Origin of the sequence: Desulfuromusa kysingii, assembly GCF_900107645.1 — a bacterium.
Taxonomy (GTDB): Bacteria; Desulfobacterota; Desulfuromonadia; order Desulfuromonadales; family Geopsychrobacteraceae; genus Desulfuromusa; species Desulfuromusa kysingii.
Genome location: NZ_FNQN01000001.1, coordinates 259,888 through 278,711, shown reverse-complemented (window position 1 = coordinate 278,711; position 18,824 = coordinate 259,888). Strand labels below are relative to the sequence as shown.

The following is an 18,824-nucleotide window of genomic DNA, read 5'->3' as shown; positions in this document are numbered from 1 at the left end:
GGCAAACAATGAAGAAGATTATTTTAATGACTATGTTTTACATGCTGCTGTTGGTCGCAACCGCATCAGCTCATACGGCTCTGATGTCGTGCTTTGATGAAGGAGACGGGACCATTACCTGTGAAGGGGGATTCAGTGATGGCAGCAGTGCCAGCGGGGTCAAATTCCACGTTGCACAAAAAGGCCAAAAGATTTTGGAAACAAAAATGAACGAATACAGCGAAGTGAATTTTAAAAAGCCAGAAGGTGACTATCAGGCGGTATTCGATGCCGGTGAAGGGCATCAGGTTATCGTTGATGGCAACGATATTGTTGAATAAATAACAACCCATTGCAATTCATTACACTGATCAAAAGGAGAAAAGTTAGATGAAAAAAGTTGTTTTAACATTGTTACTGTCAGTCTTATGGTGCAGCAGCTCTTTTGCCCACTTCCAAATGCTTTATACTCCAGAATCCGCTCTTGAAAAGGGGACGACCATAGAGCTGCGAGAAGTTTTTACCCATCCTTTTGCTGATGAACACACCATGAACATGGGCAAGCAACATGACAGCAAAGAAAACAGTGCGGTTGAATCCTTCTATGTCATCAACAAAGGCAAGAAAAAAGATCTTCTCAACAGCTTGAAGCAAATCACTTGGAAAGGTCACCACAATTCAGGTTCCGCCTACAAATCACAATATAAAGCGCAACGGATGGGTGATCACCTGTTTGTATTGCAACCGGCTCCTTATTATGAAGCGGGCGAAGATATCTATATCCAGCAGATCACCAAAATGATTGTCAATGTTGCGGGTGCACCGACCGACTGGGATAAAGAATTAGGCCTGAAGGCTGAAATAGTCCCCCTAACTAAACCTTACAGTATCTGGACCGGTTCGACTTTTAGCGGCATCGTTAAAAGCAACGGCAAACCCGTTCCGTTTGCTGAAATCGAAGTCGAATACCTGAATCGTAATGTCGATCTGGCTGCCAATGCCATGGGCCCTGCTTTAGTCGAAGCGCCTCAAGATAGCTTTGTCACCATTGGGATTAAAGCTGATCAGGACGGTAAATTCACTTTCGGAATTCCCAAAGCCGGTTGGTGGGGGTTCTGCGCCCTGGGTGCTGGTAGTGACAAGGAATATAAAGGGAAAGAGCTCAGTCAGGATGCCGTTATCTGGGTCCAGGCTAAAGACATGAAATAACCCCCTATCAAGGTCTGTCAGCCAAGGAAAAGAGCTGGCTGACAGACCTTGATAAAACCGACAGGATGAGTCATGGAACAAATCCTCCTATTCGCCATCTTTGTTGGCGCTATCTATTATCTCTACCGAAAGTTGTTCAAAAATAAAGGTTGTAGCTGTAGTAATAAAAGTTGTTGCTCCCCGCCACCGACCGTTTCACTGAAGGACAAGAAAGATGGCAACAACACCGACCGTTGAAGTTATTGATCTGCATCACAGCTATGGATCTAAACAGATTTATGCCAAACTCGATTTAACCATTGAACCCGGGACCGTTTTTGGGCTGCTGGGTAAAAATGGGGTGGGAAAATCAACATTAATCAACATTTTGATGGGTTATCTACAACCAACCCGTGGTCAATGTATGGTGTTTGGTGAACCCTCCCATCAACTCTCGGCTCCGACCCGACAAAGAATTGCCCTCCTCTACGAAGGATTTACCAGCTATGACTACATGACCATCGAGCAAATTGAGCGTTTTTTCTCCCCCTTTTACCCACGTTGGGAAAAAAGGCTCTTTTATGAATTAATTGCTTTAATGGATGTGCAGCAGCAGCAAAAGTTGAATACCCTCTCTTTCGGACAAAAATCGCAAGTCATTCTGGGACTCCTGTTTGCTCAAGATGCCGACCTGCTGATTCTCGATGACTACTCCATGGGTTTGGACGCCGGATACCGTTACCTGTTAGTTGACTATTTGAAAAACTACATCCAAGGAACTCAGAAAACCGTACTCATCACCTCGCATATCATGAGCGATCTGGAAAAGCTGGTAAAAGAGATCGCCATTGTAGACAGAAGCACTGATGTTTATCGCGATAGCATGTCTAACTTCTGCCAACAATTCCGTTGCTACGAAGTCGATGGAGAACAGGCCAAAATCGAAGGGATTCACCGCAGAGAAAAAAGGGGGGAAATCACGCGGCTCTATTCTTTTCTGGATCAACAAGCCATAGAGACAAAAATCAATAAAAAAACCACACCGGTTGAAGTCTCGTTTGAAGAACGGTTTCTCGGTTTTGTAGGAAAATACTGATGATTATCAAGGCTATCTATACCAAGGAATGGCTCAAGCTCAGATGGTATTTCTGGGGACTTTGTTTGACAGCTCTCGGAGCTGGCAGTTACTTCTGGTTTCATCTCAATTTTGCATTCAAATCAATCGAACCAGAATCGATGATGTGGTACCGCTTTGCCCAGATCGGCGACAAACCTTACACCAATCTGGCTCTATTCTTTCTGTTCAGTGCCGTTGTTATCGCCGTGGCTCAATTTCTTCCCGAAACCATCCGTAACCGGGTACGCATTCTCATCCATCTCCCCTGCCGCTTACAAACCATTGCAGCGCACCATCTATTGGCTGGAGGATCAAGTATTTTTATAATTAATGGCTTGGCCGGAAGCCTGATTGTTGCTGTCATCATGCGATATTACCCGCCTGATGTTGTCTGGGTTGCCGCCAAAGACTGCTTCTTCTGGACACTTCTTGGATTAGCCCTTTACCTTGGGTTGAGCGGAGCAATTCTGGAACGTGATCTATGGAGAAAATCGCTTAAGCTGCTGTTTTCACTTTTGCTGGGTTTGCTTTATTTTAAAAATCACTACACCAGCATCGATCTGCTTCTTGTTCTGGTGGTTCTCTGGCTAACACTTCCTGTTTACGACAGCTTCTTAAGCGTCAAGCGACAACGTTTGCACTCTTTCCTGTTTAAGATCAGTATTCTCCCACTCTGCCTGCTACTTATCATGATTGGTGTAAACCGTTATCAGCAAGAATACAGTCGTCACTTTGAACAATATTATATTTTTTTCTCGCCAATCCTGAATGACTTTATTTATCAGAAAAATGGTAAAGGGCATAACTTCATCTACGGCACGCAAGAACAAACTTTTGACCGCGTAACCTACGAAAGCAACCTCCCTTTTGTCTATTGGAAAAACCTCGACATTCAAGGCAAATTACCTATTCAGATAAACCATGAAAGTTTCGATAAAGAACGCATCAGAGCTGCGCGGCAGAGCCTCCAATATCACCCCAGTGACCTGCAACCTAAAGAGGTCGGCCTTTATCCTCTTTTCAACCCCATCAGCAACCAGGGGGTGATACCGTTTCCAGAAGAGGCTTTGGCATTAAAATCAGATAGGATTATAGTCTACAATTGTGAAACCGTTAAAGAAAATGAGAGGCTCAGCAATGAAGTCAATCAGCAACTTCTAGCTGCAGGTGCGATATTTCCCCTCCGTCATATTTGGGGAAAAACCACGAATATGAAACCTTTTGACTGGGGATATTTTGTTAAGGATGATATGGGTAAAATTCTAAATTTACGCCGCGCCAATAACAGCATTTCCGTTGCTCCAGTCCCAACCCCAGATAATATCGGTTCTATTGTCCATATGCGCATCACTGAAAATCGGCTGCAAAATTTTTATGGTTATGCCATCGACGTCAACAGCACAGTTTATTTGGTGTCCTACCCAGACTATCAGTTTATTCCCCTTAATTTGCAAGATTTCGATTATCGATCAATGAAGTTTCATCTGCTAGCCGATCCACTACACTATTTGGTGCGTTACGATGATGAAACCATCTACAGAGCAGCCCTGTTTGACAAACATTACCAGCTCGTGGCGACAACATCTTTGCCCACACCATAACGAGCTACGAGAACAATCACGTATCTTAACTGAGTGCCCCTGGGACGCTCCTCCTACCGTAGTAATGGCTTCAGTGATGACGTCTTTTACAACGGCAGTGTTGACACCCCTCACATGGGTGCTTTTGACGTGACTTTTCGGGCCGGAGCAATTGCTCCACTTCCGGCGCGATCTCCGTCCAAGCTCGCCGGCAGTAAACCGCCGGCAGGCCACGTTCTTTGACTTTCTTCTTAATTGTTCTGGCCGCAGTATGATGAAGAAAGTCGGTACAAAAAATCACCAGATCAGCGCTGGCTGGAATGCAATTTTTTGAAACTTTCTGGCTGCGAGCACTCCAATGAAGAACCTTCTCCGCACCTAACTCTTCCAGCTTGGGGACAAAAGCTCCAATCTTATCTGCACCAACAATCAAGACGACCATATCAACTCCATTCGCAGTTTATTTGCTTTCTTCGAGGACCTGACCGACCCACTCCTTGATCCGCTCTCCTGTCATTTCTGACTGATTCTCTTCGTCCAACGGCAAGCCAAGAAACTGGTCATCTACAAACGCCTCTGAGCTTTGAAAATCATAACCGTCAGAAGAACACTTCCCTACAATTGTTGCTCCCGCCTCAACAGCAGCGTCATGAATATCTTTAATGCCATCAACAAAGGTTCCTGAATAGGTTTCTTGATCGCCAAGACCAAACAAGGCGACCTTTTTTCCTTTAAGATTGGCGCTTCTCAGCATGGTAAGAGCATCAGCCCAATCATCCTGCAGCTCACCGAGCCCCCACGTGGAAGCCCCAAAAAACAGGAGATCGCACGACTCAAGATCAGCCTTTTCTGCACCATCGATGGGCGCAACCTGCGAACCACTTATCATCCCACAAATTTCGTTTGCTACATTTTCTGTGTTGCCTGTGGTACTGCCATAAAAGATACCGACTTTCATTCTTCTCTCTCCTTTACATGAATCATTCTAACGATTAATCAGATATTGAAAACCAATATCATCACCATAACAAACTCTTGTGGCTGAATCTGTGATAGCGGTCACTATGGTGGTTTTATTTGGAATTTGAGGTGATAATATTGCAAAGCTCCCCTAAAAAAGGAGGGGAGCAAAAGCAGTGCAATAAATAATATTGGATTGAAAAAAAGGGGGGAGGAGCTCGGCAACAGAATTCAGATCAAGATGAGCAGCAAACTACGGTAAAGCGTCAAAAATCAACAACGACAACTACAACTACATTCAGATTCCTCCAGAACCGCTTCCAAACTTGCTAGGCTGGAAATCTGAACTCTACCACTGGTATAGTCGATCCCATCTCTTTGAACCAGCCGTTGCAAGCTACGTGATAAGGTTTCACGAGCGATTCCAAGTTCTTGAGCTGTCAAACTGATGGGCCTCAAATCGAGACTGCAGGCCAATTTTCGGGTACATTCCCCCTGCTTAATTTTGTGTAGCAGATAAGCTGCGACCTTGATGTCCGCCTTGCAACAGCGGGAGAGGGTACGCATTTCCCGTTCCTGTTCGACTTGCGATGCCATCTGATGGAGGATATTGCCATAAAAGTGAGGGTTTGCGTCCATAAACTGCCGAAAAACATCGTGCCCCCAATACATGAGTTCAGTTGATCCAGCATTGACCATCTGACTATTACACGAAAAACTGGAAACAAGGGCAGAGAGGCAGAAGAACTCCCCTGAGTTAAACCGTTGAATCAGGTGTTCCTGCCCATCTGGTGCCATCCGCATCATCCGCATTTCTCCAGACAAAACAAAGAACAACCGCTTTGACATTTCGTCAGGACCAATCCGCCCAAAGTTTCTTTTGAGGGTCCGCACACGTCCAGCTTGAGAGATCTGAGTGATCAGCTCATGTCCGACATCGTTCAATAAAGGAGCTTTTTGCAATAACCCTAAGGGACAAACAGACATATTAGGCCGCCTGCAACAACTGGTTAGGAACCTGTCCATGTGCCAATTTTCTTATCATTTCCATTCTCTTACTGCGATAATAGTTGCTTAGTTGTAAACTCCGCCCCGCCGGACCGTAGATTCGCCACATCCCCCGCTCCTGAGAAGTGGGTTCTTTCTGTGCCATAAAGCCTTTCACGTCCTTGAATGGGTAGCCCAAAAACATGCCGACTTCGTGGGGGATTCCCGTTGCAAAAGATCCCTGTAACTGTGCCAGGGCTGCGTCTAAATCCAACGGTTGAGGATAACCTAGGCGTGCAAGAAACGTCTGCATAGTGCGCCCTTGCAATCTCCTCTGCAACAGTTCTATGCGATAGACAAGGAGAAGGATACTTTCCTCACTAACCTTCATGGTCATGACGGTAAACGGTAAAATCGACATCAACTCTTCTCCAAAACGTTGCCATAATCGATACATACGGCGACCACAAGGGAGTTTCTGATTGGGTATACGGATCAGATTCGCAGGCTTGATCCCGGCAACAACCTCAGCGGCAGCAACGGTTAAAAATGCAGTCAAGCACTCTTTGGGATCGGGAAACATTCCGGCAACATCAATCCACGTTGGCTCTCTCTTCAACCCTGATGCTGAACAAGAAGAACCTGCTTCTGTCATCATCTTTCCCACTATACAGTTCTGTTTACTTCGACATACCATACTGGACACCCATCGACTTTGATTACCATTATCATTGATATTGTAAATAAAAAACAGCAAGAACTAAATGCTGTTGAAGGCTGGACCTAACATTAACCTGTTGATCCTCAGACTAAACTATTTTCCGGAGACAATCTGTGACCCAGATCACATCCACAAATAATATAATCTTCTACTTAAGATGGGAACACCGGGAGCAGAGACCATACAATTCATGCCGATGACTCTCAATTGTAAACTGGTGTGCTGCTGCAACCTGATGCTGTAATTTCTCAATTTGTGGCTCTTCAAACTCGATAATTAAACCACATTCCCGACAAATCAGATGATCGTGATGATGATTATCTTGGACAGGTTCATACCGAGCCTGTCCATCGCCAAAATTTTGCTCAATAGCGATCCCACTCGCAACTAAGAGCTTTAAAGTCCTATGGACTGTCGCATAACCAATTTTGGGATGTTTCTTTCTCAAGCGGATATAGAGATCATCGGTAGAGCAGTGAGAGCGAGAATCCAGAAAAGTCTTCAGGATAATCTCCCGTTGATTGGTTATTTTCAACCCTTTTAACTGTAAGTAATCCCTGAGTGTCTTTTTGCGAGTTTTCAAAAGATCCCCTCCCAAAACAGTTAAGAAATTGAAAACTGTTTTCAGAATATAGATAAAAAAAGTAAAATGGTCAATAAAAACATGGAGCAAGCGACACCTGGATATCGCCTACCCCACCTTCTCTCTCCACCAACCTATCAGAACTCCAATGCGAGTTGACAGGTAACAGCATCCGCGGACTCATCCGTTCCGCCATCAACGCTGTCATAGTCTTCATCATGGACATACTCTAAGGCAATACCAAATCCTTCAGTGATATCAAACCCAAATGCTGCCCCGATGCGCATCTCCGGCAATCCAAGAATTGCAGCTTCATCCGACCCCTGATAAGAGGCAGCAAGTGACGCACCATGCCCAGCGACTTCAAAACCATAATTAACTTCCAGATTCCAAGCCGCAGGTTCTGCTTCCGCCTCTGCCAGATAGTCACTGTCAAGAGCAGTCAAGTATTCACCAATGATGGTAAAATCAGCAAAACCGACAACCACAGTGGCAGTTGCTCCAGCCGTATAACCATCAATTGGATCATAACCTTCGTCATCTAGATAACCGGAAAAGCCACCAGAAGAGGTCAGATTGCTGATCCAGCCTGCAGACAGGTCAACGCTGACACTATTGGACTCAAACAAATATCCAGCAGTGACACCATAGGCATCAATCATATCGTCTTCGTCATCATCGTTAATAGCACTATTGAAGGCGTATGCTGATCCGTAAAAACCACTGGCACCAAAATCGACAACCACGGCACCTTCGCGGACCTCACCAAGTTCCAGAGTCAAAGAATCGCTGATCATCCCCGTTTCATAAACCCCAAAGGGGACATAAAGTTTACCAACGGTCGCAGCAACGCCGTATTCTTCAACATTGCCCAGAACGACGCCACCCTCATCAAGAAACACCCCTTCATCGCCATCTTCTTCCCACTTCATCAATGCGAATCCAGAAAAGAAATCTGTTAATACGACATCAACTCCCAACTCCAGTGTTGTTAAGTCGACATCACTCTCCTTGACGTTGTCATAGTCTGAGCTATAGCCCACTTCTGCCTCTATGGCACCAGATATCTGCACCTGTTGCACAACACCCTGACTCAACGCATCCTCCAAGGCGGTCACCCGACTCGCCAAAGCACCATCTCCTGCCATCGCAAACGCCGGCATCAACAACATCCCAAAGAGACTCAAAACAGCAAACAACTTCATTCAATACTTCCTTTCTCAAATGTTATTTATGGACGCTTTTTGGCTATCCAGAACCCAAAGTATGTTTCGAGATGGAAGATAAACAGATAGAGAAAGAAAATCCGTGATTTCAGTCACAAACGATAAAGAAAATGAAAAACATGATCATTTATCAAAAAGACGATATGAAGATCCAATTATTAATGGATGGAAGTGTAAAGCAGGAGCAAACCAACAACTAAAACAAGAACCGCACCAGTCATACCCAAAAAATTATGCACCCGAGAAAACATTGGATGTGACTGCCCCGCTGTGTGCCGGATCACTTTTGAACGAGATAATACGGTCATCAGACCGATGACCGATAGCGTAAATGCCATCCCCAGTGCCATAGTCACAGCCATCAACAAGCCAAACCCAAGCATCTTTAAGGAGAGAAAAAAGAGAAGGACAATCATAGTCCCAGGACAGGGAATCAACCCCAAAGAGATGAATAGCCACAACGGGCGTTGCATGTTCCCCCTTACCGCAGTGCTGGATTTTTCCTTCTTCTGTCGCAGTGACGAAAGTTCAGCAATGAGCATGAATAGACCTATCACACTGATCAACAGGTAAGCCACGATCTGGAGATTATGACTCCAAGCCGAAAAGGTTGTTGTCAATCGGCCCAGAGATAAAAAATAAATCAACATCACAACCACAATAGCCGAAAAACCATGCAACATGGCACCAATTGCGCCAATCACCACTCCCCGCCATGGCGATCCCCCATGCGCCAACAAATATGAAGCAATCACAGCTTTACCGTGTCCAGGACCGATGGCATGGATCACCCCATAGAGAAACGCCAGCCCCAACAACCAACTGATCACCGATTTGTCCCCTTGACGCAGAGTACGAGACAAGTCGGTCATCTTACTTTTTAACTGCTTCTGAAGCTGAGCAATTTGCACCTGCAAACCGGAGCCAGAGCCAACATATTCAGTTGGAGACCCCTGACGTGCCGAAAAGGAACTTAAGACGACAGGAGGATTAGCCCAAGTGGAAACCATCAGCAAGAACAGAACAGGGAGAATAATTTTTATCATTGGCTAAACTGAATCCTTACCGAACCGACCGCATCCGCCGATTCCAATTGCAGAAAGTACGGTGCAGGTGCATATGTGAACTTAAGATCAAAGGGGACTCCAGCAGAAGCGACAGAGATGGCACTCTTTTTTGTCATGATCGAGACAAAATTAGTTTCATCCTCGACCAGCACATCGATCACCTTCGGGGTCGCGGCAGCTGAAACGTGACAGGGAACCGTAAACCGGTAAACCAGAGCCCCACCACGCACTGCAGCAGTAAAATCGGTTATAAACTTCACTGGAAACAAGTTCCCGTCAATCTGAATACGAAAAAAAAAGCCATATTCCTTCAGATTATCAAAGGCTTCCGCCTTAATCGCACGGATCTCCTGGGCAGATAAAAAACCATCTCCATCATCATAGTCCAACAATATTCCCGCTGAAAACATATCGTCAAAGACCCACATAACTTCAATTCCAGCAATCCCTTTCGCATCGAAATCAAAAGCCATATGGTTATCAACAAAAACATGCGGGTGCGCCGCAGCTGTTAGTGGCAGGAACAAGAATAAACAGAGGGAAATAAAGAGAATTGTTCGCATGGCTGCTTTATATCAAAAGAGAGCAAATTAAACTATCCCCTGAATACATAGTGCTTAGCAAGCAGAGGAAGGAGGAGCCCCCTGCTTGCTAAGCAAGCGCTGCCACACGCTGTAAAAGGTTGGTTAAAGAATGGATTTCAGGCTAATGATTTAATGTATAGGGTTATATCAGTCGGGAATAAAAACAATCTGTGACCGCAGTCACAGATTGTTTTTAGTTTTCAAAATCGAAAAAATGCAGTTCGGATAATAAAATTCAACAAAAAAGGTGGCGCAGAGTTAGCTCATCCACGATCCATCCAAGCCAATAACCGTTGTGCCTCTTTTCTCTCCCGTTTAAAAGCGGAAGCCTTGGTTAAGACCTTTCGGGCCAGCATTAAATCATCAATCCGCAGGGCACAATATCCTTGATAGAGATAGGCAACTCCTTTATTGGCATCTAATTGAACCAGCTCTTCAAACGCCCGAAACGCCTGTTCATATTGACGTTGCTCAAAGAGAATTTCACCCCGTTGTTGCAACAAAGCTTCAGAACGGTTAAGTGCCAGCGCCCGCTCGATGGCAACTAGAGCCTTCTGTGGCTGCAACCCACGACGATAGCTGGTGATGACCCGATTATGCAGGTCCTGCTCTTGCGGGTTGTCTGCCAGTAGCTCCTCGTACTGCTCTGCTGCCTCCAAGGGGATATCAATCTGTAGCAGCAGATCGGCCAAAAGCCTCTTATCATCCTTATTCAATGGCTCAAAAGCGGCAAGAACTTGCAAACTGGTCGCCCCTTTTTCATAGTCATGTTGCTGCACCTGCAAGATCGTCAGCAAGCGCCAAAACAGTTTCCGGTTCTCCAACTCTGGTCGCCAACCGTTGAGGCGCTGCAAAGCACGGTCGATCTGTTTTGTTTCGATGCACAGGTTGGTATAAGTTTCCAACCAAATATCCTCAACCGCTTCTGCCTGGTCACCAAGCAACGTTTCCAGCAGCTTAACAGCCCCCTCTTTCTGATCAGCGTAGCTCCGTGCCATGGCAGTATGAAATAAAAGTGAAGGGTCTTTGTTCTGCGCCAGCTCATAAGCCTGGAACAAAGAATCAGCAGCTATGCTGTACTGCTTTAAATCCCAAGCAATTTTGCCACGATTTTGCCAAAGACTCGGCTCCTGATCACAATGGCTCAAAGCAGCATCATAAGCAGACAATGCCTTATCAAGCTGACCTGTCTGGCCATACAGATTGCCAAGATGATAATCAATCAGATAATGGGGGTCATCAGGATATTGCTGTTTGAATAGCTCTAAGCGTTGTTGTGCCGCCACCAGTTGATTCGCAGACAGCTCTTGATCGACCTGCTGTAACAACCTGACAACCCGCAAACTCCCTTGTTGCTGACAAGCGCCAAACACTGGGGCAGAAACAACAAGCAAGAACGCCAAAAACAGCAGCAAGCAAAAACCATATTTTATATAGGATCGACACATGACATCAGTCCTCCAGATTAAAGACAATTTTTTTCACCATCCGAGTCGCGACCTGATCCCCCATGATTTCACCCGGCTGAAAGCGCCATTTCTGGACAACCTGCAACACGGCATCATCAAAGACTCCAGGGGGGACAGATTCAAGAATCTTCATCGTTCCAACATGACCGTCACGACCAACGTCAAACTGGATCTTTACATACCCAGTAATATTCATCCGTTTTGCCCGATAGGGATAAATGGGCTTAACGTGAAAATTGATACTGGGGGGGCAATCCAGATCATTCGCTTGATAAATCCCAGACAGATCAGCAGGGGGAACCGGAACAACTCCTGTGGCCATTTGAATATTGATATCAGGAGGTCGAAAATCAAACTCGGGAGGCTGTAGCAATCTGGGCTTTGGTGCAATTTGGGGCTGCGGAGTTTGCTGCAACTGCTGTTTTTCGACTTTTGGCTGCTGCGGTTCCGGCGGCTTTTCCGGCTCTGGAGGCGGTTCGACATACAGCTGCGCAGCAGTGCGACGCACAGGCAACTTTCGTGGAGTATCATGCTGAGCCAACTGTGGGATGAGGGCAAACAGGCAGAAACACACCAATAACGCCAAGACAAAACTGGCCAAAATCACAGACTTCGGTGTTGCTCCCATCTAGTTATTTACTCCACCATCAGCTGCCGCCAAACTGACACGCTCAGCACCCGCTAGACGACACTGATCCATAGCCTGGACAACAAGTCCAGTACGACTCTCCTTATCGGCGACAACAATCACCTCAGCACCAGGATTTTCAGCAATAGCCCGGCCGATATGGCTACGGACAGTGCGAATATCCACCCGTTGTCCGTCAAAAAACACTTCGCCATCACTGCTGACAGCAACCAGGATATTACTGTTTTCTGAAGCGGCGGCAGTACTTGCTGTCGGACGATCAACCTCAATTCCTGTTTCACGAACAAAACTGGTCGTCACCATAAAAAAGATCAAAAGCAAAAAGACCAGATCAATCAGCGGGGAAATATTAATCTCTGAGGTTCCACCCTTTTGGCGCAAATGCTGTCTGACATTTATCATAACTTTAAACAATCCGTTTTAATGTTGTCATCGATTCATCTAAGCGGAGTTGCAGGCGTCGAGCACGCAAACTGAGGACAGCGCTGGAGAAAACCCCAGGAATGGACACCAGCAAACCGCTTTGAGTCGTAATCAGGGCTTCAGAAATACCACCAGCAAGAGCCCTTGCGTTACCAGTACCAAAAAGAGCAATAACATCAAAAGTTGTAATCATCCCCGTCACTGTCCCCAACAGCCCAAGTAGAGGTGAAACCATCGCCAGAACCGCTATCAACATGATATTCTTGTCAATTTTTGGTCGTAGTTGCATACAGCACTGATCAAGGAGGCGGCGGTTCAAAAAGTGATCTGTGGTTCTATGGTGGCACAAAAAGTAACCGATCTGCGCACGAAGTCCTGTCTTGGGCGGGAAACGTCGCCTATCGCGGCACCCCTCCAACAACTCCCCCATATCCAGGTCTCTAAATTCAAGACGGTGAAACGCAAAGATCCGCTCAAATATCAATGTCCACATATAGATTGCCACCAAAAGCAGGGGATACATAATCACCCCTCCGCCCTTAAAATAGCTATAGAGTTGGACGCCGAGCTCCTGACCTGAGCTCAAAAATTCAGGGATTGGCGACATGGGGACACACTCCATCGTTCTTCCCGTGAAGATAAATAATATTGGTCAATGCCACAGCTTTCTCTTCCATATCGCCAACAATATGTTCCACTTGACGGCTGAGAAATGCGTGCATCAACATGATAGGGATTGCGACCATCAGCCCCAGCATGGTGGTGACCAGAGCCACAGAAATCCCCCCAGACATCATCCGCGGATCGCCAGTGCCATAGATATTAATAACTTCGAAGGTTCCGATCATCCCCGTCACTGTCCCGAGCAATCCCATCAATGGAGCTACCGCAGCCATAATATTCAGCAGCGGCAAGGCCCGCTCTAAGCGCGGTAATTCTTTAAGAATGGCCTCTTGCAACACACTTTCAAGAACCTCCCGCCCTTCATGACGAGCTTTCAGACCTGCCCTGACAACATTATAAACAGGTGACTTCTTTCTCCCCTGGACCAATTTTTGACAGCCGCCCCAGTCGCCCTTGATCGCCCTGTTGTTGACCTCGCCCATGGTCCGGTCGGTATTGTCATGGACCCGCTTGAGAAAGAAAGCGCGCTCCAGACCAATCAAAAAGGCAATCACAGCCAAAGCCAGGATGGGCCAGACAAGAACTCCACCAGCCCGAACCCGGTCAACAAAACTTTTCTTACGAACCAACTGTTCCAGCGCTGCTCCTGCCGACAGGTCGAGCGGCACACTGTCATTTTCACCTTGAAGATAACTTTTAAGTGTGCGCGAGACATTCCATGGCAACTTGGCGTCAACCTGCACAAGACTGCGCATAGCACTATCGTAGCGCAACAAGTGCGGTTTACCCTGATCCAGATAGGCCGCCAAAAAGGGACCCACCAGAAGGACAGGAGCTTCCTTTTCGAGTCCGGAGGGATCGACAATTGGCATAGTCTGCACAGAGACTTCACCCACTTGTTCCATTTCCAGCAAAAAGAGGTTTGCCATCTGTTCCATATCATCAAGGCCAGGGAAATAATCCGCATTGAGAATCGGGTCAAGAGACTCGGGCAGTTGTCGATCAAGGGACGTTCGCGGTGAACGAATCAATAACTCCTGCAACTGTTTTGCACTCACGCGCACCGAAGCTGCCAGATTATTCATCAACTCCGCATCGCTTGCCTGCTCTGAAAGCAACTGTGCGTACTCTTGTTGGTGCTGTTCTAACAGAGACCGCTGTTGCTGTAATTTTTTCTCTTGAGCTGTGACGGTAAATTGCATCTCTTTGAGTTGCTGTTTCAGCCGATCTCTTTGTAGATGGATTCCTGCCTCCAGCGCCTTTTTATTTTCTTGACTCTCCTCAAGTTCTGCCGCCACGCGACCGTAAACGGCACGGATGTCGGCGGCCCACAACGGTTGGATGGTGATAAAAAAGAGGGACAAAAAACAGATCAACAATGGCAGGTATTGTCTCGACTGACTCATGGCACCAGAATCCTCCCCACAGGCAAAAACACCATCTTAGCGGCAGTTTCACGTCTCACCAGCGCAAAAGCAGCAGAGAGATCAACAGAGGCATCGGGGAAAAGTTCGTAGCTTTGGGTCGAAGGATCATAGTAGCCACTTTCAGTTCCATCAGGTGTCCGAAAAAACAACGCGGTGCGCCCAATGCGCAATAAATCGACCTGCACATCCCGCCCTTCCAGAACAATATTGTCGCGGTACACCTCATTGCTGTAACCATATTCGGTCTCGACCAACAGCACTTCAAAAACGCGGCGAAACTTTTCATAGAGGGGTGTGTATGGATCCTGCAAAACAGCCTCTAAATCAGCTTGGCGCTGCTCTCGCTCCCCAGCAAGAAAAGGGAGGCTTTGCTCCCCCCCGGTTGCACATCTTTGGGCGACATCCAACAACCACCCATGCAACCCGTCACGAAGTTTTTGCGCTTCAACCAACCGATGGCGTTGCTGTGCGATCCGCTCTTCCTCCACCAGCAATGCTTGTTCAACCTGCCCAGATTGGACCTGCAAACGGTTCAACTGAGCCCGCAACTGCTCTATTTCAGCGACCATTTTTTTTTCATCGCGGCTCCATTCCTCTGTCAGCTCCTGTATGGCCTGCTGGTTTCGCAAAACATCAAAAGCTAACTCCTCCACCCCCTTCTCAGCCCTAACCGTTGAAACCATCAACAACAAACAAAGCAAGGGGAAGAGAACTCCCCGCTGTAATAACCGCAGCTTTCCCATCGAATTCATTCACTCCAATTACGCAAAAAAGTAAGCCGGCAACAGATCGATTGCCAAAAGAATTTTGGATTTCGTTTTCAAGTGGATACTTAATAACACCTGCGTAACAGAAAAACCGTGATTCCCGTCACATCGGAACAAAACATTTCACCAATAATTTGATTTTGAAAACTATCGTCATTTTTGTGATCAGAATCACGGACAAGTTCATAGCATTTCTACTAGCGTCTCCAATCCTCGGATAGACAAAAATATGCCACCCGTCGCGGCAACTGAAGGAGTTGCCATAAACCCATTAACCAATATTGAAAAAGAGAGAAGAACATGAAGATAGCGTTTAAATCAGCCATGCTAGGGCTCATTGCGGTCACTGCAATATGCTCCCATAGCCTGGCGGCAGAACCAGTTCCACAAACAGAAACAATGACTGTCACCGCAAAATCTTTGCAAGAAATCGAAAATCTAGGCGTGGCAGTCACCATTATTGATGCTGAAGAGATCCTCAGATCTAATGCGACATCCATCAATGATGTCCTGGTGCAATCTGCAGGGATCAACCTAGGGGTCAATTCCGGTTCAATTTCCGGACGCCAGAACATCAGCATTCGGGGATCTCAAAGCGACCATGTTTTGATTCTTGTCGATGGCAAAAAAGTATCGGGTTCGGATGCACAGATCGGCCATTCTGACTTCCAATACAATTGGGTGCCAATGAATGCGATTGAACGGATTGAGGTGATCAAGGGACCTGCAAGTTCCATCTACGGGTCGCAAGCCATCGGCGGTGTCGTCAACATTATAACCAAAAAACAGCAAGAGACTTTTTCCGGTGATATCAACACAAAGTTTGGTTTTAGTGACGATGATGGCGGTGACTTAAAAAATGTCAGCGCCAATATCGGTGGCAAAATTTCGGATAGATTCTCTTTGTTTGTCAGCGCTGAGCACACCGATCTGGATGTTGTTGCAGACGAAGAAAATGATTCGATTACCAAGATTGAAGGAAAAGAGATCACCAACGGTATGGTTAAGCTGACATTCGACCTGGATAGCAGCCAATCCCTTGAAGCCTCCTATTCTCAAGGGGTTGAAGACCGATACGAGGTCGGAGACACTCTTTACTATGATATTGACCGCCGCAACTATTCCCTCGGCTATCATAAACAGTTTGCAAACCTGTCTTTGGATATCGATGCTTATGTCGTCGACTCTGACCTTCACTACAACTCATCAAACAGTTACACCCACAATATGACCGATAGCGTCGCCAGAGCCGAAGTTAGCACTCTGGCATTCGATAAGCACTTTATCGTTACCGGTGCAGAATACAAACTGGAAGAATACGACAAGGATTACGACCTGGACGCCAGCTCAGGCTCCAACTTCAAAAACGAGATCTACAATACCTCAGCCTTTATACAGGATGAAATCGAAGTCACCGATGATCTCTTAATCACTATTGGTGCCCGCTATGACTATCATGAGAAATTTGCTGGTGAGTGGTCTCCAAAAATGAACGTACTTTACAAGCTCGGCTCACATCATCGCATTAAAGCCGGTTATGGAGAGGGGTTTAAGGCGCCCACAGTCACGCAAAACTCTTCTAGCTACGTTTCTACTTCACGACATATTTTTCACGGCAATGACGATCTACAGCCTGAAAACTCAAAAAGCTATGAAGTTGGCTACGAGTATCATGCTGAAAAAACCGTTTTCAAAGCAGCTCTCTACAAAACTGAAGTCGACAATCTAATCGCCAGCGAACAGATCGGTTCCACAGCGTCAGGAGGGAGAATATATCAGTATGCAAACGTCAACGAGGCACAGATGCAAGGATTCGAACTCGAACTGACGCAGGATATAACCGCAGATCATAACATCAGGCTGGGCTACCAATTCCTTGATACCGAAGACAAATCGACCGGAGAAGATTTGTCTTATCGCCCGAAACATTCAATCAATGCCCGACTGATTTCTCAGTTACCTTGGGGGCTTAATGCCACTTTAAGCGCCAACTACACTGGCGAGCAAGAAGCATCCGGAGAGGAATACGATGCCTTCACCCAATACAATCTGCAACTGGCAAAAACCTTCCTTGACTCTTTGACTGCCAGATTGGGAATCGACAACCTCACCGATGAAGACCTGGACGACTCCCCTTATGAAATCAAGGGCAGGTTGGTATATGCAAGCATCAATTACCGCTTTTAATAACAGGGATATCAATCGCATTTCACGCAGCAAACACAACGTCAGCTGAATACCATTATCTAAAAGGAACCAAACCGATGAGATCAAAATTCAAAGCACTCATAAACGCAAAATTATTACCGTTTTTACTGCTCCTTATTTTACTTCCACTTCAGGCTCAAGCCCACAACCTGTGGTTGAATGCAACCGATTTTTCACCAACATTGACGGGACGCGCCGGTGCGCATAGCAAAGTCTATTTTGGTTTTGGACATAAATTCCCGGTCGCCGACTTCCTCGATAAAAGCAAATTGCGCGAATTCCAATTGATTCGTCCCGACCAAAGCACAATGGATCTTGAAGCTGGTAACGGTGGTTTTCTGGCCACACCGCTGGTTCTGAAAAAAGCCGGTGCCTATACAGTATCAGCGTCAACAAACACCGGCTTCTACACAATGTACAACAAAAATGGCCGCATGCATCACAAGCTAGGCTCTATGGAAGGATTAGAGGACATCGTCCTGAGCCTCTATTTTGAAAACTATACCAAAGCTCTGATCAACGTTGGGGAGACGGCGGACCAAGACTTTTCCACCCCAGTTGGTCATAGTATTGAAATTGTGCCGCTGGAAAACCCTTATTTGAAAAGAGTTGGAGACCTTCTCAAGCTTCAGGTTTTACATGATGGAAAGCCTGTCCCCTTTTGTCAAGTGTCAGCGACCTATGTCGGTTTTTCAGATCAGGAGGATTACGCTTATAGCAGTAAAACCAACAGCAAGGGAGTTGCCACCATCCGCCTGGGACATCAAGGGCAATGGATCGTCATGGCTATCGTACGTCAACCAGCACCTGAAAGACTTCAAGACAAGTGCTTGGAAATGAAATATTCCGCGAGTCTATCTTTCGGTGTGAACTAATTATAATTCTGCTGCAGAGGCAAGTCGCACTGCCTCTGCAGCAGCTATAAACAAGGATAAAAAATGAGATCTTTCATATCAGCAATCGTCATGATTTTACTGTTTTCCCCGTCCGTTATTTTTGCCCATAGCGCTTTTATGGCCTGTTACGACAATGGGGACAAGACCATTACCTGCTATGGAGAATTTTCAGATGGGTCTTCCGCAGCAGGCACTCCGATAAGAGTCATCGACTTAGAAAAAAAAGATCTTCTTACTGGAACTATTGATGATATTGGTGAGTTCACTTTTACACGTCCGCAGATCCCTTTCACCGTGATCTTTGATGCTGGGCCAGGACATATCGTCAAAGAAAAAAGTACTAATATCTCCGAATAGAAATCGAGAACA

22 protein-coding genes are annotated in these 18,824 nt (G+C 46.2%); 8 read left to right on the top strand and 14 right to left on the bottom strand.

Going from position 1 to position 18,824, the window contains the following annotated elements; translation table 11 throughout:
* Positions 1–8 precede the first annotated feature (8 nt).
* The 5 genes from BLU87_RS01400 (at position 9) to BLU87_RS01380 (ending at position 3,885) form a co-directional block, all read left to right on the top strand.
* Positions 9–320, top strand: coding sequence for a hypothetical protein (locus tag BLU87_RS01400; RefSeq protein WP_175498232.1), 312 nt, complete (start codon positions 9–11; stop codon positions 318–320).
* A 49-nt stretch (positions 321–369) separates the two neighbouring features.
* Positions 370–1,188 (top strand): DUF4198 domain-containing protein, encoded by an 819-nt coding sequence (locus tag BLU87_RS01395; RefSeq protein WP_092344143.1) that lies wholly within the window; start codon positions 370–372, stop codon positions 1,186–1,188.
* A 72-nt stretch (positions 1,189–1,260) separates the two neighbouring features.
* Complete coding sequence (locus BLU87_RS17260; RefSeq protein WP_175498231.1) at positions 1,261–1,425, top strand: hypothetical protein; 165 nt, start codon at positions 1,261–1,263, stop codon at positions 1,423–1,425.
* Entirely contained in the window at positions 1,403–2,263 is an 861-nt protein-coding gene (locus tag BLU87_RS01385; RefSeq protein ID WP_092344142.1) for an ABC transporter ATP-binding protein, read from the top strand. Before BLU87_RS17260 ends, BLU87_RS01385 begins: the two co-directional genes overlap by 23 nt.
* Positions 2,263–3,885 carry a DUF4857 domain-containing protein gene (locus BLU87_RS01380; protein WP_092344141.1) on the top strand — a complete coding sequence of 541 codons (1,623 nt, stop codon included), beginning with the start codon at positions 2,263–2,265 and terminating at the stop codon, positions 3,883–3,885. The genes BLU87_RS01385 and BLU87_RS01380 overlap by 1 nt, the downstream gene beginning before the upstream one ends.
* A gap of 70 nt (positions 3,886–3,955) precedes the next feature.
* Here BLU87_RS01380 and BLU87_RS01375 read toward each other — a convergent pair whose 3' ends face one another.
* The 14 genes from BLU87_RS01375 to BLU87_RS01310 all read right to left on the bottom strand — a co-directional run bounded on the left by BLU87_RS01375 (position 3,956) and on the right by BLU87_RS01310 (position 15,336).
* Positions 3,956–4,306 (bottom strand): DUF2325 domain-containing protein, encoded by a 351-nt coding sequence (locus tag BLU87_RS01375; protein WP_092344140.1) that lies wholly within the window; start codon positions 4,304–4,306, stop codon positions 3,956–3,958.
* An 18-nt stretch (positions 4,307–4,324) separates the two neighbouring features.
* The gene (locus BLU87_RS01370) at positions 4,325–4,822 is read right to left on the bottom strand and encodes a flavodoxin (protein ID WP_092344139.1); all 498 of its coding nucleotides are present in this window, start codon (positions 4,820–4,822) and stop codon (positions 4,325–4,327) included.
* Positions 4,823–5,097: 275 nt separating this feature from the next.
* Positions 5,098–5,811 carry a Crp/Fnr family transcriptional regulator gene (locus BLU87_RS01365; protein ID WP_175498230.1) on the bottom strand — a complete coding sequence of 238 codons (714 nt, stop codon included), beginning with the start codon at positions 5,809–5,811 and terminating at the stop codon, positions 5,098–5,100.
* Position 5,812: 1 nt separating this feature from the next.
* Positions 5,813–6,469, bottom strand: coding sequence for a DUF3793 family protein (locus BLU87_RS01360; RefSeq protein ID WP_175498229.1), 657 nt, complete (start codon positions 6,467–6,469; stop codon positions 5,813–5,815).
* Between the two features lie 211 nt (positions 6,470–6,680).
* Complete coding sequence (locus BLU87_RS01355) at positions 6,681–7,115, bottom strand: Fur family transcriptional regulator (protein WP_245706322.1); 435 nt, start codon at positions 7,113–7,115, stop codon at positions 6,681–6,683.
* 137 nt (positions 7,116–7,252) lie between these two features.
* On the bottom strand, positions 7,253–8,320 hold the full coding sequence (locus BLU87_RS01350) for an LbtU family siderophore porin (protein ID WP_092344136.1): 1,068 nt from the start codon (positions 8,318–8,320) through the stop codon (positions 7,253–7,255).
* A gap of 179 nt (positions 8,321–8,499) precedes the next feature.
* Positions 8,500–9,387, bottom strand: coding sequence for a nickel/cobalt transporter (locus BLU87_RS01345; protein ID WP_092344135.1), 888 nt, complete (start codon positions 9,385–9,387; stop codon positions 8,500–8,502).
* Positions 9,384–9,971: a DUF1007 family protein gene (locus BLU87_RS01340; protein WP_092344134.1), complete on the bottom strand. Its 588-nt coding sequence runs from the start codon at positions 9,969–9,971 to the stop codon at positions 9,384–9,386. The genes BLU87_RS01345 and BLU87_RS01340 overlap by 4 nt, the downstream gene beginning before the upstream one ends.
* 284 nt (positions 9,972–10,255) lie before the next feature.
* Positions 10,256–11,440, bottom strand: a complete 1,185-nt coding sequence (locus BLU87_RS01335) for a tetratricopeptide repeat protein (RefSeq protein WP_092344133.1) — start codon at positions 11,438–11,440, stop codon at positions 10,256–10,258.
* Positions 11,441–11,444: 4 nt separating this feature from the next.
* Positions 11,445–12,089 carry an energy transducer TonB gene (locus tag BLU87_RS01330; RefSeq protein WP_092344132.1) on the bottom strand — a complete coding sequence of 215 codons (645 nt, stop codon included), beginning with the start codon at positions 12,087–12,089 and terminating at the stop codon, positions 11,445–11,447.
* Positions 12,090–12,512, bottom strand: coding sequence for an ExbD/TolR family protein (locus BLU87_RS01325; protein ID WP_092344131.1), 423 nt, complete (start codon positions 12,510–12,512; stop codon positions 12,090–12,092).
* A gap of 4 nt (positions 12,513–12,516) precedes the next feature.
* On the bottom strand, positions 12,517–13,140 hold the full coding sequence (locus tag BLU87_RS01320) for a MotA/TolQ/ExbB proton channel family protein (RefSeq protein WP_092344130.1): 624 nt from the start codon (positions 13,138–13,140) through the stop codon (positions 12,517–12,519).
* Positions 13,124–14,563: a MotA/TolQ/ExbB proton channel family protein gene (locus BLU87_RS01315; protein WP_092344129.1), complete on the bottom strand. Its 1,440-nt coding sequence runs from the start codon at positions 14,561–14,563 to the stop codon at positions 13,124–13,126. Before BLU87_RS01315 ends, BLU87_RS01320 begins: the two co-directional genes overlap by 17 nt.
* Positions 14,560–15,336 (bottom strand): DUF3450 domain-containing protein, encoded by a 777-nt coding sequence (locus BLU87_RS01310; RefSeq protein ID WP_092344128.1) that lies wholly within the window; start codon positions 15,334–15,336, stop codon positions 14,560–14,562. Before BLU87_RS01310 ends, BLU87_RS01315 begins: the two co-directional genes overlap by 4 nt.
* Positions 15,337–15,651: 315 nt before the next feature.
* Here BLU87_RS01310 and BLU87_RS01305 point away from each other — a divergent pair, with 315 nt between their 5' ends.
* The 3 genes from BLU87_RS01305 to BLU87_RS01295 all read left to right on the top strand — a co-directional run bounded on the left by BLU87_RS01305 (position 15,652) and on the right by BLU87_RS01295 (position 18,812).
* Entirely contained in the window at positions 15,652–17,538 is a 1,887-nt protein-coding gene (locus tag BLU87_RS01305; protein ID WP_092344127.1) for a TonB-dependent receptor plug domain-containing protein, read from the top strand.
* A 77-nt stretch (positions 17,539–17,615) separates the two neighbouring features.
* Positions 17,616–18,434 carry a DUF4198 domain-containing protein gene (locus BLU87_RS01300; protein ID WP_092344126.1) on the top strand — a complete coding sequence of 273 codons (819 nt, stop codon included), beginning with the start codon at positions 17,616–17,618 and terminating at the stop codon, positions 18,432–18,434.
* A gap of 63 nt (positions 18,435–18,497) precedes the next feature.
* Positions 18,498–18,812 (top strand): hypothetical protein, encoded by a 315-nt coding sequence (locus BLU87_RS01295; protein WP_092344125.1) that lies wholly within the window; start codon positions 18,498–18,500, stop codon positions 18,810–18,812.
* Positions 18,813–18,824: the final 12 nt, after the last annotated feature.